This window comes from Candidatus Cloacimonadota bacterium, from assembly GCA_020532355.1.
GTDB lineage: Bacteria > Cloacimonadota > Cloacimonadia > Cloacimonadales > Cloacimonadaceae > UBA5456.
Map to the genome: position 1 here is coordinate 1 of JAJBBD010000241.1, position 22,264 is coordinate 22,264.

Sequence of the window (22,264 nt, forward strand, 5' to 3'; positions counted from 1 at the left end):
CTGCTTTTTCCAGTGTAGTATGTATAACGGATATCAAAGGGGCGGTAGAGAATAGCTTTGATGTTCTCATCGTTCATTCCGCTGTCTTTCAGATCTTTTTGAGCATATTCAACCTTCCAGTCGCGGGCATCTTTGCCAAGCTTAAAAGCTGTTCTGGCGGTTTCCGGGTCCAGAGATGCAAAGTGGTGAATGGTCTTACGCACTTGGTTTGGAGTATTCTGGATTGTGAGTCCGTCTCTGGCGGTTACAATGCCTACACTGTTGAGCGGGAATATCTCCGTCAGGCTTTTCCATGTAAGGTAATGCTCATTTCCAGTGGCTTCAGGGCGGAAGAGATAGAAGGGTGAAGTAGGCCTTAGTGCCTGAAAAGATGTAGCTTGGAACTGATTGTTATCCAGCCAGTCATACTTGCTCTGGCGGAGGCCAAAAAGCTCGTGGTGGTGGACTTGTGGGTGGGCAAGCTCCTGATTGCCCAAACGAGCAGCGCTCGTTGGTTCAGACGCCTGCGGCGTCTCTGCCAAGCGGGAGCTTGGCAGCCCAGTTTTCAGCATAAGAATGATGGTAGTTCCTTGCCTGATATCAAAGACGTTTTCATCATTGCTGCCATCTGGACAAGTCTCCTTCTTTAGGCTGTTTCCATGAAGATCCAGAACGTAGATTTCATCAAAGGTCTGCATCAGGCTTTGTCGCATACCTCTGAAGGTGGGGTTATCCAAATAGCCGTGGTTGGTTATCATGCCTACAATGCCTTTGCCCGCTTTGTGGATCTTCCATTGGGCAAAGCGCAGGAACTTCACATAATCATCCTGCAACCACTTTGGATTCTTTTCGCCCAGTGGGTTTCCGTCAACCGTGTAATAGCTTTGTGCACCATCCAGATCGGTTTTCAAGAGCTTTTCTGTCCAGGCATTGCTGTTTTCACTGGCTCCGCTATAGGGCGGATTGCCCATTATCACCAAAATCGGTTCTTGATGTTTCACTTTGTTTGCCATCGCGCATTCATCGCTGATGTCATGGGCAATGGGTAGCGATATCTGCTCTGGAGTGTCCGGCTCGAGAGTGTTCGAAAGATAGAGTTTGAAGCGTTCATCCTCGCTAAGTTCATAGTCTTGTTCTGCCAAGAGATAACTAATCTTGAGGTGCCCAACGGTGTATGGTGCCATCATCAGTTCAATTGCATAGAAATGGGGTAGAACGTGCTCTTTGATCAGTCTATGAGTGCTTCCGCTGCCATACTTATCTTTATATTCTTCAATAGCCAGTTTGATAGCTTCAGCAGGAAAGGTGAGAGTTCCAGCAGCAGGATCGAGTATCGTTACATCCTCAGAGGCAAGACCATCCGCTTTCCCGAAATGGCTTTTAAGCAGGCAGTGGATACTGCGCACGATATAGCGCACCACCGATTCGGGAGTATAATAGACTCCCCGTTTTACTCTCAGTTTGGGATCATATTCGCTTAAGAAAGTCTCATAAAAGTACACAATCGGGTCAGTGCCTTTGCCTTCGCTATAAAAGCGATGCAATATCGTTTTGATATCTGTATTGAAGAGGATGTCCGCGATGTCATCAATCAGGACAGCCAAAGCTTGAGGTGGCTCTTCCAGAGAGATAAAGCGGAAGATGCTTTTCAGGATACCGAGGGTGCCGGGGATGTATTTATAGATCAGTTCGCGGTTGAACTCACCTTCACTACGGGTGCGAGCCGCAAAAATGCCATAAGTAAGGGTTTGGGCATAGAGATCGGCAAATTGCTCTAAGCTTAACTTATTGATCAGTAGCTTTTTGAATGATTCATAGAAGCTGAGTAATATTTTCTTACCCTGCCTTTCCTCCTCTGCCAGTTCGATTGAAATTATCTCGTCTCGTAGGAAGCGGGTGCGTTTGGCAAGAGTGTCTGCCAGGCTCTTGGGGTCTGTAATAGCGGGAAGAGAAAAGCAAAAATAGCGGTCAAGCAGGGCGGCAAACTCATCTACATGCGAAGCTGGAGGAGTTATCTGCATCTGGGTGGCATTGATGGGGCTGGCGATGGTGACACTCTCCACAAACTTGCCATGCTGATAGAGCCGAAACTCATAGAAATTGGTGAGGATGAGATTGGGGAAGGTGGCAAGGTAGCGTGTGATCTGTTCACTTCCTGCGATGGGGTCAAGGCTGTAAATCTCTGGTTTCTTGGCTTCGATATAGCCTGTAATATGGGCTTTGCCGTCCCAGATACGGAAGTCCGGATTTCCGGCTTCGGTGGCTTTGGGCAGTATGCTTACTTCGCATCTACTTATCTTGCTTAGTGTTGCATAGGCATCAATCATTTCCTTTAGACAGTGATAGAAAGATTCTTCCCGGGCGTCGCCCCGCTGGATGATGTTCTGAAGGCTGCTGAGGTATTTTGTAAGAACTTTTTTCATTTACGCACTACCCTAATCCTTGATAAATTTCCATTTGCGCATTAATCCCTATAAGGGATATTTGGTCAACCTCTTTTTCTATATTGCCCCTTTGCTGGAGCGTCTTCACCGGGCAATACTCACAGTACCGTTTGACAACAGTCAAACCATGCCGGCTCTTTGGCGTGGATACACCATCTTGCCGTGTTTTATAAGCTTCAGGACGAAGCATCTGCCTTTTGAGCCTTGGAAAGCTCCGTTACATGGGCACTGTCGCCTCTACGATAGAGTGTAAACTTTTTGCATTTCGAGCTTGACATATTTACGAAGGCTAATAATTTGGCATTTCTTAAATTATAAACAAAAGGTGGTGATTTGATTGCCGACAGTAGTAGCCAAAGAGAACGAATCTTTCGATTATCTGTTGAAGCGCTTTAAAAAGAAATGCGAAAAAGCCGCAATTCTTTCGGAAATAAAGAAGCATCAGGCATACGAGAAGCCCAGCGTAAAAAAGAAACGCGAGGCAAATGCTGCACGTCGCAAGATGCTGAAAATTCAGCGTCGGATGCAACGTTTTATGAAATAAAGCATAACACTTTATTTAGGTATTAATTCGGCATACAGGGATCACAACGATTCCTGTATGCTTTTTATGGCACAAGGGAGAATTAAATGGGCGTGATAGACTGGATAATTTTGGCAGTATTGCTGTTCTTTACGGTTGTGGGTATCCGGCGTGGTTTAGTCGGTGCCGTTGTTCAATTTGCCGGAGCTGTATTAGCTTTCTTTTTGGTGGGACATTACTATCCGCTCTTGGCAAATCAACTTATGCTAAAATACGGTCTTGGCAAAACTATTTCCACCATTATTGCCGTAGTGCTAATCTTAATCTTGATTGTGGTGATAGTCCGTTTTGTGTTATGGATTTTAGAGCGTTTTATCAAAGCACTTAACTTATCGTGGCTAAATAGAACCGTAGGCGGAATCTTAGGCTTAGTAAATGGATTGATCTTGGTAATAATATTCACTGTGCTGATGGACTATATGCCCAAGCTTTCAGAGCCACTAAAAGATGGCGAAAAACATAGGGTATATGTGGGTGTGGAACAACTTAAAGAAGAGCTTTTTGCCAAACTGAATCTTAAAAACAGAATAAAATATATCAAAATGCCAGAATTCTTACAACAGCGAGAAGATAATGAAGAATGACCGAGCTTGAATTCTCACTATTGAAGAACCATCTTGCCCAACTTTGTGATAGCGAATTGGGAAAAGATCTGATACAGTACGTAGCTGTGTTGGATAGTATTGATAAGATGCGATATTCGCAAAACACCATAGCTCAGTTTCAACAAGCATTAGAGCTAGGCATTCAATACGAGTTCAAAGACTTGAGTGATATCACGGCATTGTTTGAAGCAGGCAGTACCGGCATCTTCAATTATGAGGAACTAAAAGAAATATCCATCAATGCAGATTTGGGCTCGAAGCTTGCCGAGAACAAGCAGGCGTACAAAGACCTAGATCTGACATATCAAATAGTAAAAAGGTTAAGCTCTTTACCTCAAATAAAGCTCGGTTTCTTGCGCATTTTCGATGCTGAGGGCGATATCTTGGATAGTGCTTCTTCCCAGTTGAATAGCATCCGCAGACAAATGGGAAGCTTACGCCAACGCATCCAACGTACTATGCAAAATATGCTGTCCGAACCTCGCCTTGAGGATTTTTTGCAAGAGAAATTCGTTACTCAGAGGGATGAGCGTTTCGTAATTCCCGTCAAAGAATCTGCCGCATCATTTGTGCCTGGCATAGTGCAAAGTCGATCTGCCAAAGGCTCCACAGTATTTATTGAGCCGTCTGAAATTGTCCCCTTAAATAACGAATTACATTTACTCAAAGATGAAGAAAAGCGTGAAATTCACAGAATCTTAACTGCCTTTTCCCAAGAAATAAAAGAGCACAAAACTGAGCTGTTGAACAATCAAAAAATACTGGCAAAACTGGATTTTCTTTATGCGGCAGCTCGTCTTTGCACTAGCCTAAAAGCAAAAGTCCCAGTAATGTGTGAAGAGCCTATACTGGAGCTAGACACAGCCCGGCATCCCTTGCTGATACTTAAAAAAATATCGGAAGAAGGAAAACAGGGTTATAATAGAGTTATTCCATTTAATCTTAGCTTGGGTTCAGACTACAATATTATGATTTTAAGTGGACCCAATACGGGTGGGAAAACTGTGCTGATGAAGGCAGTGGGGCTTATCACGCTGATGGCAATGGCAGGCTTTCCCGTACCGGTAGATGAACTAAGTAGAATTGGCTGTTTTGGCGAGGTTTTGGCAGATATCGGAGATGACCAATCCATCGAAAACGCCTTATCTACATTCAGTTCTCATTTGGAAAAAATTGCAAGGATGCTGCAACGAGCTAAGCCAAGCAGTCTTATCCTTATCGATGAAATTGGAGCCGCCACAGATCCTCTTCAAGGCTCTGCTCTAGCGCAAGCTATTCTCGAAAAACTTACTGAGCTTGAAATAAAAGGCATTGTAACCACACACTACACTGCTCTAAAGGTTTTTGCCGAATCTCATCCTAATTGTGTTAACGCTTCGATGCAGTTTGATATGCGCTCTTTGGTGCCTACTTACCATTTTAGCATTGGCATTCCCGGAGATAGTTTTGCCATCGAAGTTGCGGCATCTTTGGGTATAGATTCTGGGCTAATAAAACGAGCAAAACATTTAGCCGGCAGTCAGAACATGGAATTTAGCAATCTAATCAAACGCCTTCAAGACCAAAAAAAGGAACTGGGACAATCCATATATCAATATCAGCTAAAAACTCGAAACTTGGAAAGCCGCCTCGGCGAATTGGAAGATAGAGAAAAAGCCTGGCAAACAGAACTCAAAGCCAGGCGCCAGAAGCATATTAAAGAGCTGCAAAGCGAATTGATCGGCTTTCAAAAATTATACCATCGCGAATTAAGCGAACTCAAAGGCTTGGAAAAGCAAGAACGCCGTAAAGTTTCGGAAAGAAAATTGCAAGATATATCCAAACAGAACGAAAAACTGAACCGCGAACTGATCTCAAGCAATAGCGAAGACCTGATAAAACCGGAAAACCCGCAAGTTGGTGACAAGGTTTGGCTAGCAGATTTTGAAGCTGACGCTATTATCCTGGCAATAGATGGAACTCGGGCAACAGTTGATATGAACGGAATTAGCTTTAAAACCGATCTGGATAATTTGTATCGTAGCGCGCATGCTGCAAGCGAACCTATGATTCCCATCACTTCCAGCAAAGTAACCGCCAAAGTTCAAACCGAGCTCAAACTTTTGGGGCTAACTTTTGATGAAGCCATGCCTCTTATCGACGAATTTATAGATAATGCCGCTCTTAGCGGTTTTAGTACTTTACGCATCGTACACGGCAAAGGAACCGGTGCTCTGAGAACCAAAGTTCGAGAGTATCTTTCCCGCAAGAAAATAGTAAAAAGCATGGAATCTCCCCCCCTCTTTGAAGGTGGAAGCGGAGTAACGGTAATTAAGATATAAAGGAATAGAGTTGGATAGTAATCTGATCGACCAGATTAGGCAAGCAAACGACATTGTAGATGTAATCCAAACTTATGTGCCGTTAAAGCACGTAGGCTCTAATTGGCGTGGTGTTTGCCCATTTCACAACGACACACGTCCTTCTCTTTATGTTAGCCAGCCCAAGCAGATTTTTAAGTGTTTTGCCTGTGGCAAAGCCGGCAATGTGTTTACTTTTGTTCAAGAATACGAAAAGCTTAGCTTTATTGAAGCGGTCAAAAAGCTGGCGTTAAGAGTAGGAATTTCGGTTCCCGAACATGAGCGCAGTAAAGTTGTTTCCACCAAGCGTCAACAACTTATACAGGTATATCACAGCGCAGGTGAATTCTTTAGCCAATGTCTGTTTAAACATGCCGATAATGCTTTAGAATATCTATCAGAAAGAAATTTCTCGCCAGAAATAGCAAGGGAACTGCAATTAGGCTTTGCCTTGGATTCTCAGAGAAGCCTGCTCAACCATCTGCTTAAAGAAGGATATGGAGTCGATCTGCTAAAGTTAAGCGGACTGTTTACGGAATATAGCGGAGCTTTGAATGATTTTTTCCGCAATCGCTTGATGTTTCCCATTCACAATAATACTGGAGATGTTATCGCCTTTGGCGGAAGGATTTTGGAGCCCAAAGATAACATTGGTAAATATATCAATTCTTCCGGAACAGAGCTTTATACCAAAGGGAAAGAGCTTTACGGGCTATATAAAACCAAATACAATATCAGTAAGATGGATTTTTCTTTGGTATGCGAAGGGTATTTTGACTTTTTGCGTTTGTATGAAAATGGCTTTGTAAACTCTGTTGCCAGTTTGGGTACAGCCCTTACTAAAGATCAAGTATTGCTGCTAAACCGTTTCTCGCGCAACACGGTGCTACTCTACGATGGTGATAGCGCTGGATTAAAAGCCGCCATCCGAGGAGGGTTACTGTGTTTATCGCATGGCATGCAGGTCAAGATTGTAAACTTGCCAAAAACTGAGGATCCGGATTCGTATTTATTAAAATATGGCGCACAAGATTTGCACAAACTCATTGCTGAAGCTCCAGCCTTAATATCGTTTATGGCAACAAACGATAACATAGAAGAACCGATAAAAGAGCGCATTGATATGCTACTGGAAAGCTTGCGGCTATTAGACGATCCCATTTTAAAAGAGCTCTTGATTGCCGATATCTCAGAAAGTTTTGGCATTAGTTCCGAAGCATTATTATCTGGCTTAAAAAGAGGCAGACAAAGCACTGTTGAGAACGAACTAATCACTTCTCCCAGAGGCTATAACCAAGATCTTGAGCAGGAAAGATTGTTGCTCTGCTTAGCTTTAAAAGATGAGAAAAGCTACAATCTTCTTGCCAGCGAGATAAGCCCCGATTATTTTAATAGTAGGCTCTACCGGCAAGTATATGTATTGCTTACAGCTAAGATGGCCAATACACACATATGGAACCCGGCAGCGCTTTTAGACGATATTGAGAACGATGAAATCAAAAACAGCATGGCTGAGCTTATGTTTGAGGACGTACAACAAGCGAATCTCCAAGATCTTATGCGAGACTTGAAGCTTCGCAAGCTGAAGCGGGATCTGGAGGCCTTAGACAAGGCTATCAACCAGGATTCTAATAATTATGAACTTCTCAAACAAAAGGAAGCACTATCCCGCCAATATCGGAAATTGACTAAGCGGGTAGTTAACAAGGTCCTCTTTTAGAGAACTTTTTGCCAAGGAGCATTGATGATTACTTATAACGAATGTTTGAAAAAGTTGGTGGATCTCGGAAAGGATTCCGGCTATATCACCTTCAAACAAATCAACGACATCCTGCCAAATAGCCCCTTCTTTTTAGATAAGGTGGATGACATCATTTTCGACCTTTCACAAGATGGCATAGAAATCATCGACGAAACCGAAAAGCGTGTCACTAAAGGTGGAGCTGCCATCCGTAAACCTACTGCTCCCAAGAAGTTCAAAACCAAGCGCTTCTATGACGATCCTGTGCGTATGTATCTACGAGAAATGGGAAGAGTTCCCCTTCTGGATCGAGATGGCGAAGTGCGAGTGGCTAAAAAGATCGAAACATACCAAAAAATGATTAATCAAAACGTGTTCCAGGCAGGCTCTACTCTGCGTGAAATGTATAATTTCCTTCATCGATACCGCGAACGCAGAGTTAGGCTGGATCAAATCTTTAAAGTGGATATCGGCACATGGATAGATAAAAATCAGGATGTTAAGATTATCGATCGCTTCAAGGATACCCTCAAAGAAAACGAAAATACTTTGGATAAAATTGGCAGTATCCTCGATAACTGCGATTTTGACGATACCGGAACAGCCAGCCGACAGGAAGAAATAGATAAACTGCGCGACCAGGTGGTGGAAACCTTCATGAGCCTTTCCTACAACGACAAGCTTATCAAACGTATGGTTTACCGCATCCGCAGCCTGGTTGAACGAATAGAAGAAAGCTACAATTCCATCAATGAACTTACTAAGATCAAACGCTATACTATAGACGAGATTTGTACCTATGGTAGACGCGCCAAGAAAAGCGATGATGACTTTGAGGAAGTAAAAAGCGAAACCAATATGGACCCCAATATTTTTGTGGAAACTCTGCGCAAGATCAAAAACGCCCGTCGTAAAATACGCCGAGTAGAACTGGAAACAAAAATGACCGGAACCGAACTGGTTTTCCTCCTGCGTGAAATCGACCGCGCCGAACGCAATAAAGAAAAGGCTCAAAACGAAATGATCGAGGCAAACGTACGCCTTGTAATTAGCATCGCCAAACGCTATAACAACCGTGGCTTGGAATTCTTGGATCTCATTCAGGAAGGCAATACCGGACTTATGCGCGCCGTGGAGAAATACGACTATCGCAAAGGGTTCAAATTCAGCACTTACGCTACCTGGTGGATCCGTCAAGCCATTACTCGCGCCATCGCCGATCAAGCGCGTACCATTCGCATCCCGGTGCATATGATAGAATCTATTAACAAAATCAACCGTACCAGCAGACGTCTGATGCAAAAACTCGGACGTGACCCCTATCCGGATGAAATCTCCGAAGTTCTGGATATGCCAGTAGAAAAGGTAAAAAACATCCTTTCCATCAGCAAAGAACCGGTCTCGCTAGATAAACCCATTGGTCACGATAGCGAAGATAGCATATTGGGAGACTTCATCGAAGATAGAACCATCATTTCTCCGGAACGCTTAGCTGAACGGAGTCTGCTCAAAAAACAAGTGGATGAAGTATTAAGAACCCTTACCACACGCGAAGAACGTGTGATCCGACTCCGCTTTGGTATAGATGACGGTTATCACCGTACACTTGAAGAAGTGGGCAACATCTTTCAGGTAACTCGTGAACGCATCCGCCAAATCGAGGATAAAGCGCTCAAAAAGCTACGCCACCCAAGCCGAGCTGCCATCTTACAGCAGTTTTTGGATAACTTCCACGTGAAATAAATTGTGTGGGCGGATTTTATTCCGCCCTTTTACATTTTGTTCTCTGCACTTCGCACAAGCACCGGAACCCACAGTGACACTCCGATACTTGCCCCCTTTAAATCGGAGCTTCGGTACTCTGCTTTACTACCAAAATCTCTCTCATTCAATTTCGTAGCAATCCTCATTTCTCAATTGCAAATTCCCGCGTAGCGATCTGTTGGATAAACGCGCGATCGTGAGAAACAAAGATCACGGCTCCACGATACTCTGCCAGCGCTTGCGCCAACATCTCCCGACTTCGCATATCCAGATGATTTGTGGGTTCGTCCAAAAGCAATACATTAAAATCTCCCAGTAGGATTCCAAGAATCTGTACTTTAGCTTTTTCGCCCCATGAGAGGCTACTAATTACTTCATTTGCCAAGCTATCTTTCAACCCGATGCAGCCCATCATATTGTGGATGTGTGTTTCTTCCGTTCCGCCACTCAAAAGGTAATCCAATACCTTGTTTTGAGGGTCGAGCAAGTTGAGGTCTTGTCGATAATAGGCTATTTTTAGGCGAGGTGCATAGGAAATTTCGCCTTCTTGGGGAATCAATTCCCCATTTATTATCTTCATCAGGGTTGTTTTCCCGCAACCATTGGCTCCAGAGAGCCATACTTTTTCGGTTCCGCCCAAGTTAAAATAGAAATCTCTGAAAATCCATAAAGCTTGATAGGCAAAGCCCATCGCACTGATGTTGATAAGTTCCTTGTTGGATGGATGCACCTGGGCAAAATCCAATTTGCGCTCTTTATCGAACATCGGGCGTTGGACTGGATAGCGTTCGTTCAGCATGCGTATGCGTCGTTCGATATTGCGAGCTTGCTGCATCTGAGTTCTGGCTGCATTAAAAACGGATTCATACACCGCAGCTCTACCCTCAGAGCGGGTCTCGGGCTGAAAGCTTTGCGCCCAGTTGCGGCGTTTTTCAACGGCTTGTTGCAGGTTTCTGATCTGCCTCTTGCGCTCTTGATATTGGATCTGTTGATGATTCATCATCTCTGTTTTGTCGCGGCTAAAGCTGGAATAATTACCCATACGGATCTCCAACCTACCGGCTTTCAACTCCGCTATCTTGGTGGCACTATTATCGATAAACATCTTATCGTGAGATACATACAGTACCGCACCACTGTATGAATTGAGCCAGTTTTCCAGCCACATGATGTGTTGCAGATCCAGATGGTTTGTAGGTTCGTCCAAAATCAGGATATCCGGCTTTTCCAAAAGCAGAGCCGCCAATTGCAAGCGAGTGGATTCTCCTCCGGAAAGGGTGTCGCACTCACGTTCTGCCAAGCCTTGCAAATCCATGCGGGGCAACATGGAATCTACTTCACTCTGCCAATCCGCTACATTCATCACCTGAAAGTCGTGCCATAAAGATGCCAACTCAATCCCCTGTTCGGCATTTAAGTTTGTAATGGCAGAAAGTCTTTCAATTCCTTTGATAATACGGTACTTTGATGGCTCAACATTTAGCAAAAAATCCCGCAAACAAAGCCCAGAGCTAATTTTTACATCTTGAGGTAAAAAGGCAATGCTGGGAAGTCTGCTGGGGTAGTTTATCGTCCCTTTTGTTGGCTCCAATTCCTGCAAGATGATGCGCACCAGTGTGGTCTTGCCGCTGCCGTTTGTGCCAATCAGGGCAATCTTTTCGCCTTCGGCAATCACCAGATCTATGCCGCATAAAATAGGTGCGTATTGATCAGGATAGCGATAGTGGATGTCTTTTAGCTGTATGAACTGCATATAATTCTCCTTGGTTCGGTTTTAGGAAAGGGGATTAGCAGCAACAGCCCGTAGATTGAGATATCAGATGCATAAATCAATGCAAGAGCCGCTACTGATTTATTTCTGTTTGCGCATCTTAATATCTCCTTTGGGGTTTTGTGTAATGTTCAGAAGTATAGGAATTGTGTCAATCCTTTTTGAGAATTGCCGCAGATACTTGGCTTTACATCATACATTTTATATACAGAACTCCTCTCCACCAAGCTGCTTGTAATATGTGTGGAAATGAGTCAACAACAATCTGCTATAGATGGACGTGCAACGGTCTCAAGTATCGTTTCCAATATTCAACTCCATGTAACACAAGCATTCACGCTTATTGTTTCCCGTAATGCTTAGCTAAGCTTTAGAGCGCTATTATCCCGCATTTACAGCATTATCACGGGAGGAACCTTGCTTAATCTATAGATAATATGTCAGGGATCGGGAGTACCTGTTATGAGAACAATAAATCTGTCTTATCAACATTCTGTAACGCCGAAAGTAGCAGCGAGTATGCACTCAAGCTACAAAAACATTCGGAGCTTCGGATAGTTCCGTTACAAGCTCTGTTGCGAGATATGTTACAAAACGCTATGGGATATTAGGAAATGTGTGGATAGAGCAAAGGCGCTACTACGATAGCGATTTTCATCCCCAGTTTTTTACCTTTGCAAAGTGTTCTGTGCTTATAACAGCAAAATATAAGTTGACGGATATTTATCAATATTTATTCTGTCATAAAAGGTTGAGACATGAAGAAAAACTTCTCATCTGAAGCACATCAAAGAATTCTCGATTCGCTGGAGCAAGTCAATCGGGTAGAGCGTGTGCGCGCTTTAGAGATTCTACGTGAAGCGCAACAGCATCTTGCCGAAACGGATTATAGCGAAAATCCGGATAACAAAATCAGTATTTTGGTAAGTGTAGCGCGTTATCATGTAAACGATAGAAATCCGACTTCGGCATACAAGGTTTTACAAGAGGCTCAGAAATGCGCCGAAGAAAGCAATTTGCCCCAGCAGGTACGCCACATCCAATCTTTGATAGCCATAGTATATTCTATGCGGGGAGATCATCTAAAAGCCATTTACACTTGGGAGGACATGTTAAGCGAATTTGATTCTAGCGATGAGATGTGGATACCCATAGTGAATAATCTAACGGTGGCATACAGCTACACCAAGCAATTTACGCGTGCGGTGGATTTGGGGTTTGAGCTTATTGAAGCCTTAGATCAGCAAGAAAACGACGATCCGGATTTACGCATTTCTGCTTGGATTAATCTTGGGAACGCCTATGGTCCTCTAAAAAGCAATGCAAAGGCAATCAACGCCTACAAAAAAGCCTTGGATATTGCCGAGCAATCTCAAAACATACCGTATCAGAGCTACATACACGGCAATATGGCTCGCACATACAGCGAGATAAAAGAATATGATAAAGCTTACGAACACGCCACTAAGGCACTGGAAATCACCAAATCTTATTATGGAGAATCTCAATTGGCAGATTCACTGAGTGCTTTGGGCTCCATCTGCAATAAAATGAAACGCTATGATGAAGCCAAAGAATTATTGCAATCTGCGCTGGAACATATTGATTCCCAAAATGATACGGTTTGCTATACAAGTACTTTGCTTTCGCTTTGCACAATGTATCTGGAACAAAATCAGCCAGAGAAATGCTTGGATTATCTAACTGAAGCAGAAAAATTGTGCCATGAGAGCGACATACAACAGCATAAAGTAAATCTGTATAAACTATGGAATGAATACTATAGCCAGATTGGAGATTACGCCGGCGCCAATAAGCGCTTATTAGATCTTGGCAGTATATACGAAGAACAGTATCAAGAGCTTTCCGATAAGATGATTTCCAAGCAGGAAGCAGATTATCTAAGCCGAAAAATCGAAAAGAATAATGAGATTTTGCAAAAGAAAAATACGGAATTGGAAGAATCGAACAACCTGATTATTCGACAATCGAAACAATTAGAAAAGAGCAATCGCGAATTGCACGCATCACTCGGAATGTTAAACAGATTGATTTCGATTATTTCTCATGATGTTAGAGGTCCGGCGGCAAATAGCGCCGCAGCATTACGCATGATCCAAGAAGGCAAAATCGGTAGCGAGGCGGCTTCTGATCTGATTGGAAACGTAATTGATAATTTGGATTCAGTTACAGATCTGCTTAGTGAAATGATGATTTGGATAGAATCCCGCAATTTCAGCAAAGAAGTAGATCGCCTGATGAAGGCAGTACCGCTTTGCTATTTGCTGGATCCGGTATTAAAATTTCATCATGGTCACATCAAGCAAAAAAACATAGATGTAGAACACTGTTGCTCGATTTCAGAATACTCAATTTATACCGAACCCAATATCATGAAAATTGTGTTGCGCAATATACTGAGCAATGCCATCAAATTCACCGCTTCCGGGGGTAAAATTAAGATTTTCTGCACAAAAGTGAAGAACTATGCCTACCTAAACATAAGCGATAACGGAGTGGGCATGAGCACAGAAGAGATCGATAACTTGATGCGGGATAATTTGAAACCCAAAGCAGGCACAAACAAGGAAATCGGCATGGGCATGGGTTTACACCTGTGTTTAAGCTATCTTAAGCTACTAAAGGTGGAATACGAAATCCATAGCGAGTTGAATAAGGGAACGCAATTCATCCTTAAGCTGCGCATAGCAGATCGGTAACAAATTCAAGCTTTATTAAGTGGCAATCACAAAATTCTAGGTATTGCAGATTGCAATATATATACAAGTTTGTATTACTATTAATCGGAATTTGGCATATAGAGCCTGCAACGGCTTGGCAAGAATCAGCTTGACAGTATTTGACGTGGTTTTCAAGATAATTTGCATGAAAACTTATTGGCAAATAGCATTTAGAATCCAGCACATCAACTCTTGTGAGCATTGTTTAACGATTGGAAAGGGAACATCACCGCAACGCAGATGAATTCTCTATCTTCTCCAATTGAGGTAGCATAATGCCAAATACGCTACAGGCAATAAGCATTGGTGCCATGATCCCTGCGGGAAATTATGGCAAAGTATTTAGCAGCCATACCAAAGCAGTCAATTTTATCTACAAGAATCAGGTAATAACCATCTGCAGCCGACATATATGTGCAGGACCATTTAGAATAGTTCTTTCAGAAAGTGATGTATCTGCTTTGGACAGTTTCAGTTTGCAACATGGCATCCTGCAGATAGCTGGGCAAGTATGTAACACATCGACTGCCAATATTTACCAGATTAACTGCTTACAGCCGGTTTTGGATGCGCAAATGCGGCGGATACGTATTAAAAAGTGCTTTATGCACTATTTGGACAAGGTACCACCATTTGGAGTGGGGGCATTGCTGAGGGCAGAAGAAGGCAACCTTAAAGGATTTGAGCTTGCTTTGGCAAAAAGCTATAAACAAGGGCAAAAACTATTTAGTGAAGAAAACTATTCCGAAGGGATTAAGTGCTTTAAAGGCAAAGGATACGGTCTAACTCCGGGTGGTGATGACTTTTTAGCAGGCTATATTCTGGGGCTGGCTTATAGGCAGAAAATGGGAAAAAAAGACTTGTCAGAAATATTGGCTGTGCTATTGTATGAATCGCTTTCTGAAAACTATCTGAGCAATACCTTTTTAATTCAAGCTGCTCAACTTTTACCCAATAGAGATTGGCTAGATTTTTTTGAAGCACTGGAATCTAACACAAAAGACCCGCTGCCATTTATGCAGCAAATATCTGCTTTAGGTGCAAGCAGCGGATACGATACATTAAGCGGCTTCTTTGCCGCTTGGGAGATGATATGATTATAAAAACCCAAATTGTGGCAGGAAAATATTTGGACTCTGTAAAACTAATGCTAATATCCAAAGAATTACGCCAGCAAGACGGAGTTGAAGATGCAGTAGCGATTTTGGCGAACCCTGAGAATCGGGAAATATTGGCAGCAACCGATATGCTGGTAGATGAGATCAAAGCTGCCGCCGAAACGGATATTGTGATAGTGGTTAAGTCAAAAACCGATGAACTAGGAGAAGCGGCTATCAGCAAAGCCGAGCAACTGATTAATGCGCCATCTCGCAATCAAGAGGCTTCAGCACTCAAGATCCGAAACCTCCAAGCTGCTGTGAAAAACCTGCCCGGGGCAAATCTTTGCCTAATCTCGGTTGCGGGTAAATATGCAACTGCAGAGGCAGAGCAAGCACTCGATGCTGGATTGCATGTAATGATATTTTCGGATAACGTGAGCCTCGAAGATGAATTGAAGCTTAAGCAAAAAGCTGCTGCTAAGGGCTTACTGCTAATGGGTCCCGATTGCGGAACCGCTATAGTGAACGGATGTCCCTTAGCCTTTGCCAATAAGATTCCTCAAGGCAAAATTGGCATCGTCTCCGCTGCCGGCACCGGATTGCAGGAAGTGAGCGTGGCAATAGCCAATCGTGGGCTAGGAGTTTCGCAAGCATTTGGCACAGGGGGCAGAGATGGTAAAAAAGAAATAGGTGGTATAATGCTCTCCGCCTGTTTGGATTATCTTATTCACGATCCGGCAACCGAAGTTATTATTATAATTGCTAAAACTCCCGATCCAGAAGTTCGTAACAAGCTTTGGCAACAGATATCCTCAACCCAAAAACCTGTGGTGGTTAGCTTTCTAAAACCTGTGGAACTACCCAATCTGCCCAATCTGCATTACTTTGTATCTTTGGCAGAAAGTGCAGCAAAAGCTTGTGCAATACTTAGAAAAGACAAAACCGGTCAGCAAGCGGAAAATATGCAAAACGAACAGATTCTCCCAAACCTAGCACCAAGCAGAAAGTATCTTGCCGGCTTGTATAGCGGCGGGACGCTGTGCTACGAGGCACAAGAGCTTTATCATCGCTATTTTGATGAATACCCCCTAAGTAACACGCCAGTAAGCTCGGAATTTTTGGCAAAAGATGTGTGGAACGAAACGGCAGATTGCATTATTGATCTTGGATCGGACGAATTTACCGTGGGTCGCCCTCATCCGATGATAGACTACAACTTAAGGATGAAGATGCTTGAGCACATGGCAAAGCGTAGCGATATTGGCATCATTATTCTGGATATCGTGTTGGGCTATGGCGCACATCCAGATCCTGCCGCCGAGATCATCCCAGTGATATCAGGCATTAGCGCCGATATTCCGATTATCTGCCACGTTTTGGGAACCAGCAAAGATCCTCAGAATGCAGATACAGTTGCCGAAAAATTGCGTGATGCGGGAGCTAAGGTTTTCAGCTCACATCTGGCAGCGGCGGATTATGCAATCCGCACCCTAGTAAAGCACAGGAGGAAAGGATGAGTAAAATCGCCATTACAAAAGGCAAACTAAAGGTTATAAACATCGGCTTGGAAAACTTTGCCGAAAACATTGTTGAAGCTGGACATGAGGCAATAGACGTAGAGTGGAAACCACCATTGAATATTGCCGTTGAACTCAAAGAGGGCATCTCTGCCCGCAGAAAAGTAATAGAAACCGCAAATCAAAAAGCACTTGAGATAATTCAAAATGGCAAGCCAATGCTTGTGGGAATGGGGCTTGCCATCGATAAAATACCCGGTATGCATCAAAACTTAATTTTGCATGCAGGTCCGCCCATCACTTGGGAAAGAATGTGCGGACCAATGCGTGGAGCAATAATTGGAGCACTCATCTACGAAGGGCGGGCAGATAATCCCCAAGAAGCAGAACTGCTTGCCGCCAGTGGCGAGATCGAATATGCTCCCTGCCACGAACATAATGCCGTTGGTCCTATGGCTGGCATCATTAGCCCCAAAATGCCGGTTTTCGAAATCCAAAATGAACGCTATGGTAATTGTAGCTATGCCACTCAAAATGAAGGCTTGGGCAAAGTATTGCGCTATGGAGCCTTTAATGAGGAAGTTATCAAGCGGTTAAAATGGATGGATGAAGTATTGTACCCGGTTATGAAACGAGCCATTGAAGAGCTAGGCAAAATAGATTTGCAAAGCCTAATTGCTCAAGCACTGCATATGGGCGATGAGGTTCATAACCGCAATCGTGCCGGAACTTCGTTGTTAATTAGACAATTAGCTCCCGCCCTACTAAAAACCATGAGAAATGTTGAGGAAACAACTGCCGTGCTCAAGTTTATAAATGGCAACGATCATTTCTTCCTCAATCTTTCTATGCCAGCAGGAAAAGCAATTCTGGATGCTGCCCGCAATATAAAACATTCTTCGCTGGCAGTGGTTATGTGTAGAAATGGTACAGATTTTGGCATCCAACTGAGTGGCACTAACAATCAATGGTTTACCGGTCCCGCATTAGTGCCGGATGCACTCTATTTTCCGGGATACAGTAAGGCAGATGCGAATCCGGATATTGGCGATAGTGCCATCACTGAGACCGCCGGTTGGGGTGGTTTTGCCATCGCGGCTGCGCCGGCAATTGTACAATTTGTTGGTGGAAATGCTCCGGATGCATTACATTATACATTATCGATGTATGAGATTTGCTATGGCGAGAGTGCAAATTACCAGATTCCTGCCCTAGATTTTAGGGGCACTCCGCTTGGCATTGATATAATAAGGGTAATTGAGAATAATCTTAGCCCCATAATAGATACTGGCGTGGCACACAAAGAACCCGGAGTGGGTCAAGTAGGAGCCGGAGTGGTAAATGCTCCTATGGAGCCATTTATGCGTGCTTATGAGGCTTTGGCAAAACTATAAAGCGATAAAAGGAGAATCACATGGATACTAATAACTTTTTTGACTTCATGAAGTCTCTCAAAATGTACGATCTAACACAGAGATTAAGCATTCATACCCCACCCTGGCCTAGCTATATGCCGTTGGGAATTCAATATTTTAAGCGTATAGCCGGAGCGCATATGGGACAAGGGGCAAATGGACAAATTATTACCACCAGCAATCATGTAGGAACCCATATAGACGGCGAAATCCATTTCCACGCCAGCGGTAGAAGCATTGGCGATGTGCCTATGGATGAATGGGTGGGGCCTGGAGTGGTTGTAGATATTTCAGATTCTGTGGGAGATTACGATCTGTATAGCCCAGAATTACTGATGCAAAAAGCCGAGATTAAAAAAGGCGATATTCTTATTATCAATACCGGATACCATAAATACGCTTGGGATCAACCGGAATCTGACGAGCTAAGATATTTTGTAAAACATCCGGGGCCAGATCCCAGTTTCCACAAATGGGCGTTGGAAATGGGCATCAAGTGGATTGGAGTCGATTGCGGTTCAGCCGATCATCCCATGAATACCATCATCCGCGATTGGCACCCCAAGGACTTCATTGCGGCCGAAACCAAACTAAAACAGAAGTATGGCAAAACTTGGGACGAAATGTATCCTCCAGAAGAATACTATCAAGTAATGCATCTTAAGCTTTTCCCCAAGAAATTAGTGCATGCCGAAAATTTGGGTGGCGACATTGCTCAGCTATCCAACAAACGCTTATGGATTGGACTCTTTCCCCTGCGCGGCATAGAAATGGAATCCTCCATGTGCAGGATAATCGCATTTGAACCATAATTACCCGCCTTGAAGGAGGATATATGGCTTTAGCCCACAACTTCAGTTATGCCCGCCCACAGTCTATTACTGAGGCATTGGAGCTGTTAAAAACTCACCGAGAAACAGCTAAGATCTTAGCGGGAGGGACCGATCTAATTGTAAACATCAAAGAAGGTATGTCTGCTCCGCAATTACTGATAGACATTAAAGACATTAAGCAGTTAAATAACATTTGTCAAGAAGCAGGTTTTATTCAGATTGGAGCAGGAGTTACCTTTACCCAATTGCTGGAAGATCCGCTTATCAAGCAACACTTTATCATTCTTCACGATGCAGCGGCAACGGTGGCTTCCACCGGCATCCGCAATCGAGCTACTCTTGCCGGAAATATCTGCACGGCAGTTCCTTCCTTAGATTCTGCGCCAGCGCTATTGTGTTACAATGCTATTCTGCATTGCGCTTCCGCCACTGAAACTAGGGAAATTCCGATAGAAGAATGGTTTCTGGCACCACGCAAAACTGCCTTACAACCAGATGAGATACTAACTCATATCCGTTTACCCATTCCTGCACAAAAGTCTTCCGGTATCTACGTTAAACTGGGGCGCTACAATGGCGAGGATCTTGCTCAAGCCGGATGGGGCATATTCTTAAGCGAAAATAATCAGTATCGCATTGCGCATTGCGCTTTGGCACCCGTTCCCAAACGTGCCAGAAGGATTGAAACCGCCCTCAATGGAAAAGAGCTGAGCGCTCATATAATTGATGAAGTTATTGCCCTAATAGATTCTGAAATATGCCCCATAACAGACATTCGTTCCAGTAAGGAGTATCGCCTTCATATCAGCAAAGTTATGGTTAAAAGAGGCTTACATGCCGCAATTGAAAGGTTTAAGGGCAACAAGGTAGAACCTAAAGCAATCTTAGGAGGTTTCGCATGAAGGAAATCTGTTTTAATCTGAATTTCGAGCTCAGACATTTGATGGTGGAACCCAATGAGATACTGCTGGACGTTCTTAGAGATAAGCTTGGTGTAAAAAGTCCCAAATGTGGATGTGAGCGAGGCGATTGTGGGGCTTGCACTGTGCTTTTGGATGGCAAAGCGGTTCGTAGCTGCCTCATTTTGGCAGTAGAGGCTGATAAGCGTGATATCATAACTGTGGAGGGAATCTCTCAAGAGAAACTTAGTACCTTACAAAATGCTTTTATAGAGTATAATTCTTTCCAATGTGGATATTGCGCTCCGGGAATTATCCTGGCGGTTACAGAGCTTTTAGAGAAAAACCCGCATCCCAATCTGGCAGAAATAAAAGAGTGCATAGCGGGTCATCTTTGTCGCTGCACAGGCTATACCTCAATATTTGACGCTATTATGGCAGTTAGCAAGGGGGAGAAATGAAGGAATACAAGTATATTGGAAAATCCGTAACCCGCATTGATGCCCTAGAAAAGATAAGTGGGGCTGCCATATATGGCGATGACATCGATTTTGGCGCTAACCTCTTGTATGCCGAATTGGTTTCCAGCACTCATGCCCATGCCATCATCAAGAGCATCGATACCAGCGCTGCCGAAAAGATTCCCGGAGTGTATAAAGTATTCACGGGAAAGGACTTTCCGTACAAATTTGGCTTATACATGAAGGATCGCTTTGTTTTTGCTCAAGATAAAGTTCGCTTTGTGGGAGAGCAGATAGCGGCAGTTGTAGCCCGTAGCCCGCAAGCAGCGAAAAGGGGTGCAGCCTTGGTTAAGGTGGAGTATGAACCTTTGCCGGCCGTGTTGGATCAGATGGAAGCCCTCAAAAGTGATGCGGTAATATTGCATCCGGATTTGGGTGAGTATCCTCATGTTCCCTGGTTTTTCCCCAAAGAAGGTACCAATGTAGCCCACTGGCGTAAAACCCGAAAAGGTAATCCGGACAAAGGATTTGAGCAAGCCGAACTTATTCTGGAAGATACATATACAGTACCCAGGTACGCTCATTGTGCCCTTGAAACCCATGTGGCAATTGGCAAACTGGATTATTCGGGACGCCTAACTGTGTGGAGCTCATCTCAATCCCCCCATATTCAGCGCCATCTCTTTGCCGAAGCTTTGGGCAAATCGCACAAAGATGTAAGGGTAATTGCACCTCATGTTGGTGGCGGTTTCGGCGGCAAAGCCGGCGTCACAATGGAAATTATCCCCGCTGTATTGGCCACCAAGTTAAAAGGATATGCCGTAAAACTACGTTACAGTCGAGAAGAGGAATTCATTAACACCTATCAGCGTTTGGGTGTTGTAGCCAAGATCAAGATGGGAATTACCAAGCAGGGCAAAATTGTAGCCTTAGACCACAAACTCTATTGGGATGCGGGAGCCTATGTGGAATACGGCGCTAACGTAGTAAATGCCATAGGCTTATCTGCAATAGGACCTTATAATATCGAAAATGTATCGATAGATTCTGTTTGCGTATATACAAACCTCCCTCCCGGAGGTGCGTATCGTGGCTTTGGCTATTCTGAAATGCTATTCGGACTGGAATCGCATATCACACGTGCCGCAAAACAACTGGGAATAGACGAAGTGGAATTCCGTCGTAAAAATGCCATTAAAGCCGGTGATCTTACCGCTTATGGCGCAAAAATGAACCCAAATGGCTTACACGAAGCTATAGACAAGGTAGCCGATGCTATCAAATGGGGAGAACCTTTAGTATCCAAAGACCCCACCAAAGTATTGGGCAGAGGGTTTTCTTTGTTTTGGAAGGCACCTGCTATGCCTCCAAACGCTTCATCATCTGCCTTTTTGAAGTTCAACGAAGATGCCAGCATCAATCTTATCATCTCCGGAATGGATATTGGACAAGGTTATCAAACTGTTATGGCTCAAATAGCTGCTGAGATACTTTCTGTGCCCCCAAGCCGGATTAGAGTGGAAACTCCCGATACCGACCGCAATCCCTATGAATGGCAAACTGTAGCTTCTCACATTACCTGGAGTAGCGGAAACGCCGTAAAAAAAGCTGCCTTAGATGCCAAAGAACAAATTCTGCAATTGGTACACAGGGTATTTTACTATCCCATTGATGAACTTTACTTAGAAGATGAAGCCGTTAAATGCCATACAGATTCAACATTTATCTTGCCTCTAAAGGATTTTGTTGTGGATGGGATTATGACCGAAGACGGCACCTTCAAAGGCGGACCAATTAATGCTCGCGGTATGTATATGCCAGAGTTTTCTTCTACTAAAGGGGATCCTGAAACCAGCCAGGGTGGGCATCCTAATGTCCATTACACCGTTGGTGCGGCTGCATTGGATTTGGAAATTGATCCGGAAACCGGAAAGATGCGAGTGCTGAGGGTGGCAATGGCAGTCGACGCCGGAAAAGCGCTTAATCCGGAATTGGTAAGGGGTCAAATAACCGGAGGTTTGCTGCAAGGGCTCGCTACCGTTTTGTATGAAGACATGCGCTACGATGCCAAA

15 protein-coding genes are annotated in these 22,264 nt (G+C 43.9%); 13 read left to right on the top strand and 2 right to left on the bottom strand.

Translation table 11 applies throughout. The annotated features are described in order from the left end of the window. Window positions 1–2,402 (bottom strand): N-6 DNA methylase (locus tag LHW48_08420; GenBank protein MCB5260474.1); only part of this gene is annotated, 2,402 nt, incomplete at its 3' end. 358 nt (window positions 2,403–2,760) lie between these two features. On the opposite strand from LHW48_08420, the gene rpsU reads away from it, so the two are divergent. The 5 genes from rpsU (at window position 2,761) to rpoD (ending at window position 9,434) form a co-directional block, all read left to right on the top strand. Continuing rightward, entirely contained in the window at window positions 2,761–2,967 is a 207-nt protein-coding gene (rpsU, locus tag LHW48_08425; GenBank protein ID MCB5260475.1) for a 30S ribosomal protein S21, read from the top strand. 86 nt (window positions 2,968–3,053) lie between these two features. Next, window positions 3,054–3,590, top strand: a complete 537-nt coding sequence (locus tag LHW48_08430) for a CvpA family protein (GenBank protein MCB5260476.1) — start codon at window positions 3,054–3,056, stop codon at window positions 3,588–3,590. Further along, window positions 3,587–5,932 (top strand): endonuclease MutS2, encoded by a 2,346-nt coding sequence (locus LHW48_08435; GenBank protein MCB5260477.1) that lies wholly within the window; start codon window positions 3,587–3,589, stop codon window positions 5,930–5,932. The genes LHW48_08430 and LHW48_08435 overlap by 4 nt, the downstream gene beginning before the upstream one ends. Window positions 5,933–5,942: 10 nt before the next feature. Then, window positions 5,943–7,670, top strand: a complete 1,728-nt coding sequence (dnaG, locus tag LHW48_08440) for a DNA primase (GenBank protein ID MCB5260478.1) — start codon at window positions 5,943–5,945, stop codon at window positions 7,668–7,670. A gap of 24 nt (window positions 7,671–7,694) precedes the next feature. Further along, on the top strand, window positions 7,695–9,434 hold the full coding sequence (rpoD, locus tag LHW48_08445) for an RNA polymerase sigma factor RpoD (GenBank protein ID MCB5260479.1): 1,740 nt from the start codon (window positions 7,695–7,697) through the stop codon (window positions 9,432–9,434). A gap of 163 nt (window positions 9,435–9,597) precedes the next feature. Here rpoD and LHW48_08450 read toward each other — a convergent pair whose 3' ends face one another. Next, entirely contained in the window at window positions 9,598–11,208 is a 1,611-nt protein-coding gene (locus tag LHW48_08450; GenBank protein MCB5260480.1) for an ATP-binding cassette domain-containing protein, read from the bottom strand. Between the two features lie 776 nt (window positions 11,209–11,984). Between LHW48_08450 and LHW48_08455 the strand changes: the two genes are divergently transcribed. The 8 genes from LHW48_08455 to LHW48_08490 form a co-directional block, all read left to right on the top strand. After that, window positions 11,985–13,946 carry a tetratricopeptide repeat protein gene (locus LHW48_08455; protein MCB5260481.1) on the top strand — a complete coding sequence of 654 codons (1,962 nt, stop codon included), beginning with the start codon at window positions 11,985–11,987 and terminating at the stop codon, window positions 13,944–13,946. Between the two features lie 296 nt (window positions 13,947–14,242). Beyond that, the gene (locus LHW48_08460; protein ID MCB5260482.1) at window positions 14,243–15,064 is read left to right on the top strand and encodes a DUF2877 domain-containing protein; all 822 of its coding nucleotides are present in this window, start codon (window positions 14,243–14,245) and stop codon (window positions 15,062–15,064) included. Continuing rightward, window positions 15,061–16,584 carry an acyl-CoA synthetase FdrA gene (gene fdrA, locus LHW48_08465; protein MCB5260483.1) on the top strand — a complete coding sequence of 508 codons (1,524 nt, stop codon included), beginning with the start codon at window positions 15,061–15,063 and terminating at the stop codon, window positions 16,582–16,584. Before LHW48_08460 ends, fdrA begins: the two co-directional genes overlap by 4 nt. Next, entirely contained in the window at window positions 16,581–17,978 is a 1,398-nt protein-coding gene (locus LHW48_08470) for a DUF1116 domain-containing protein (protein ID MCB5260484.1), read from the top strand. Before fdrA ends, LHW48_08470 begins: the two co-directional genes overlap by 4 nt. Window positions 17,979–17,998: 20 nt before the next feature. After that, window positions 17,999–18,811, top strand: coding sequence for a cyclase family protein (locus LHW48_08475; protein MCB5260485.1), 813 nt, complete (start codon window positions 17,999–18,001; stop codon window positions 18,809–18,811). A 23-nt stretch (window positions 18,812–18,834) separates the two neighbouring features. Next, window positions 18,835–19,734: a xanthine dehydrogenase family protein subunit M gene (locus LHW48_08480; GenBank protein MCB5260486.1), complete on the top strand. Its 900-nt coding sequence runs from the start codon at window positions 18,835–18,837 to the stop codon at window positions 19,732–19,734. Next, a complete protein-coding gene (locus tag LHW48_08485; GenBank protein ID MCB5260487.1) occupies window positions 19,731–20,192 on the top strand; it encodes a (2Fe-2S)-binding protein in 462 nt (153 codons plus the stop codon). Before LHW48_08480 ends, LHW48_08485 begins: the two co-directional genes overlap by 4 nt. Continuing rightward, on the top strand, window positions 20,189–22,264 hold a 2,076-nt coding region (locus LHW48_08490; GenBank protein ID MCB5260488.1), incomplete at its 3' end, for a xanthine dehydrogenase family protein molybdopterin-binding subunit. The genes LHW48_08485 and LHW48_08490, both read left to right, overlap by 4 nt.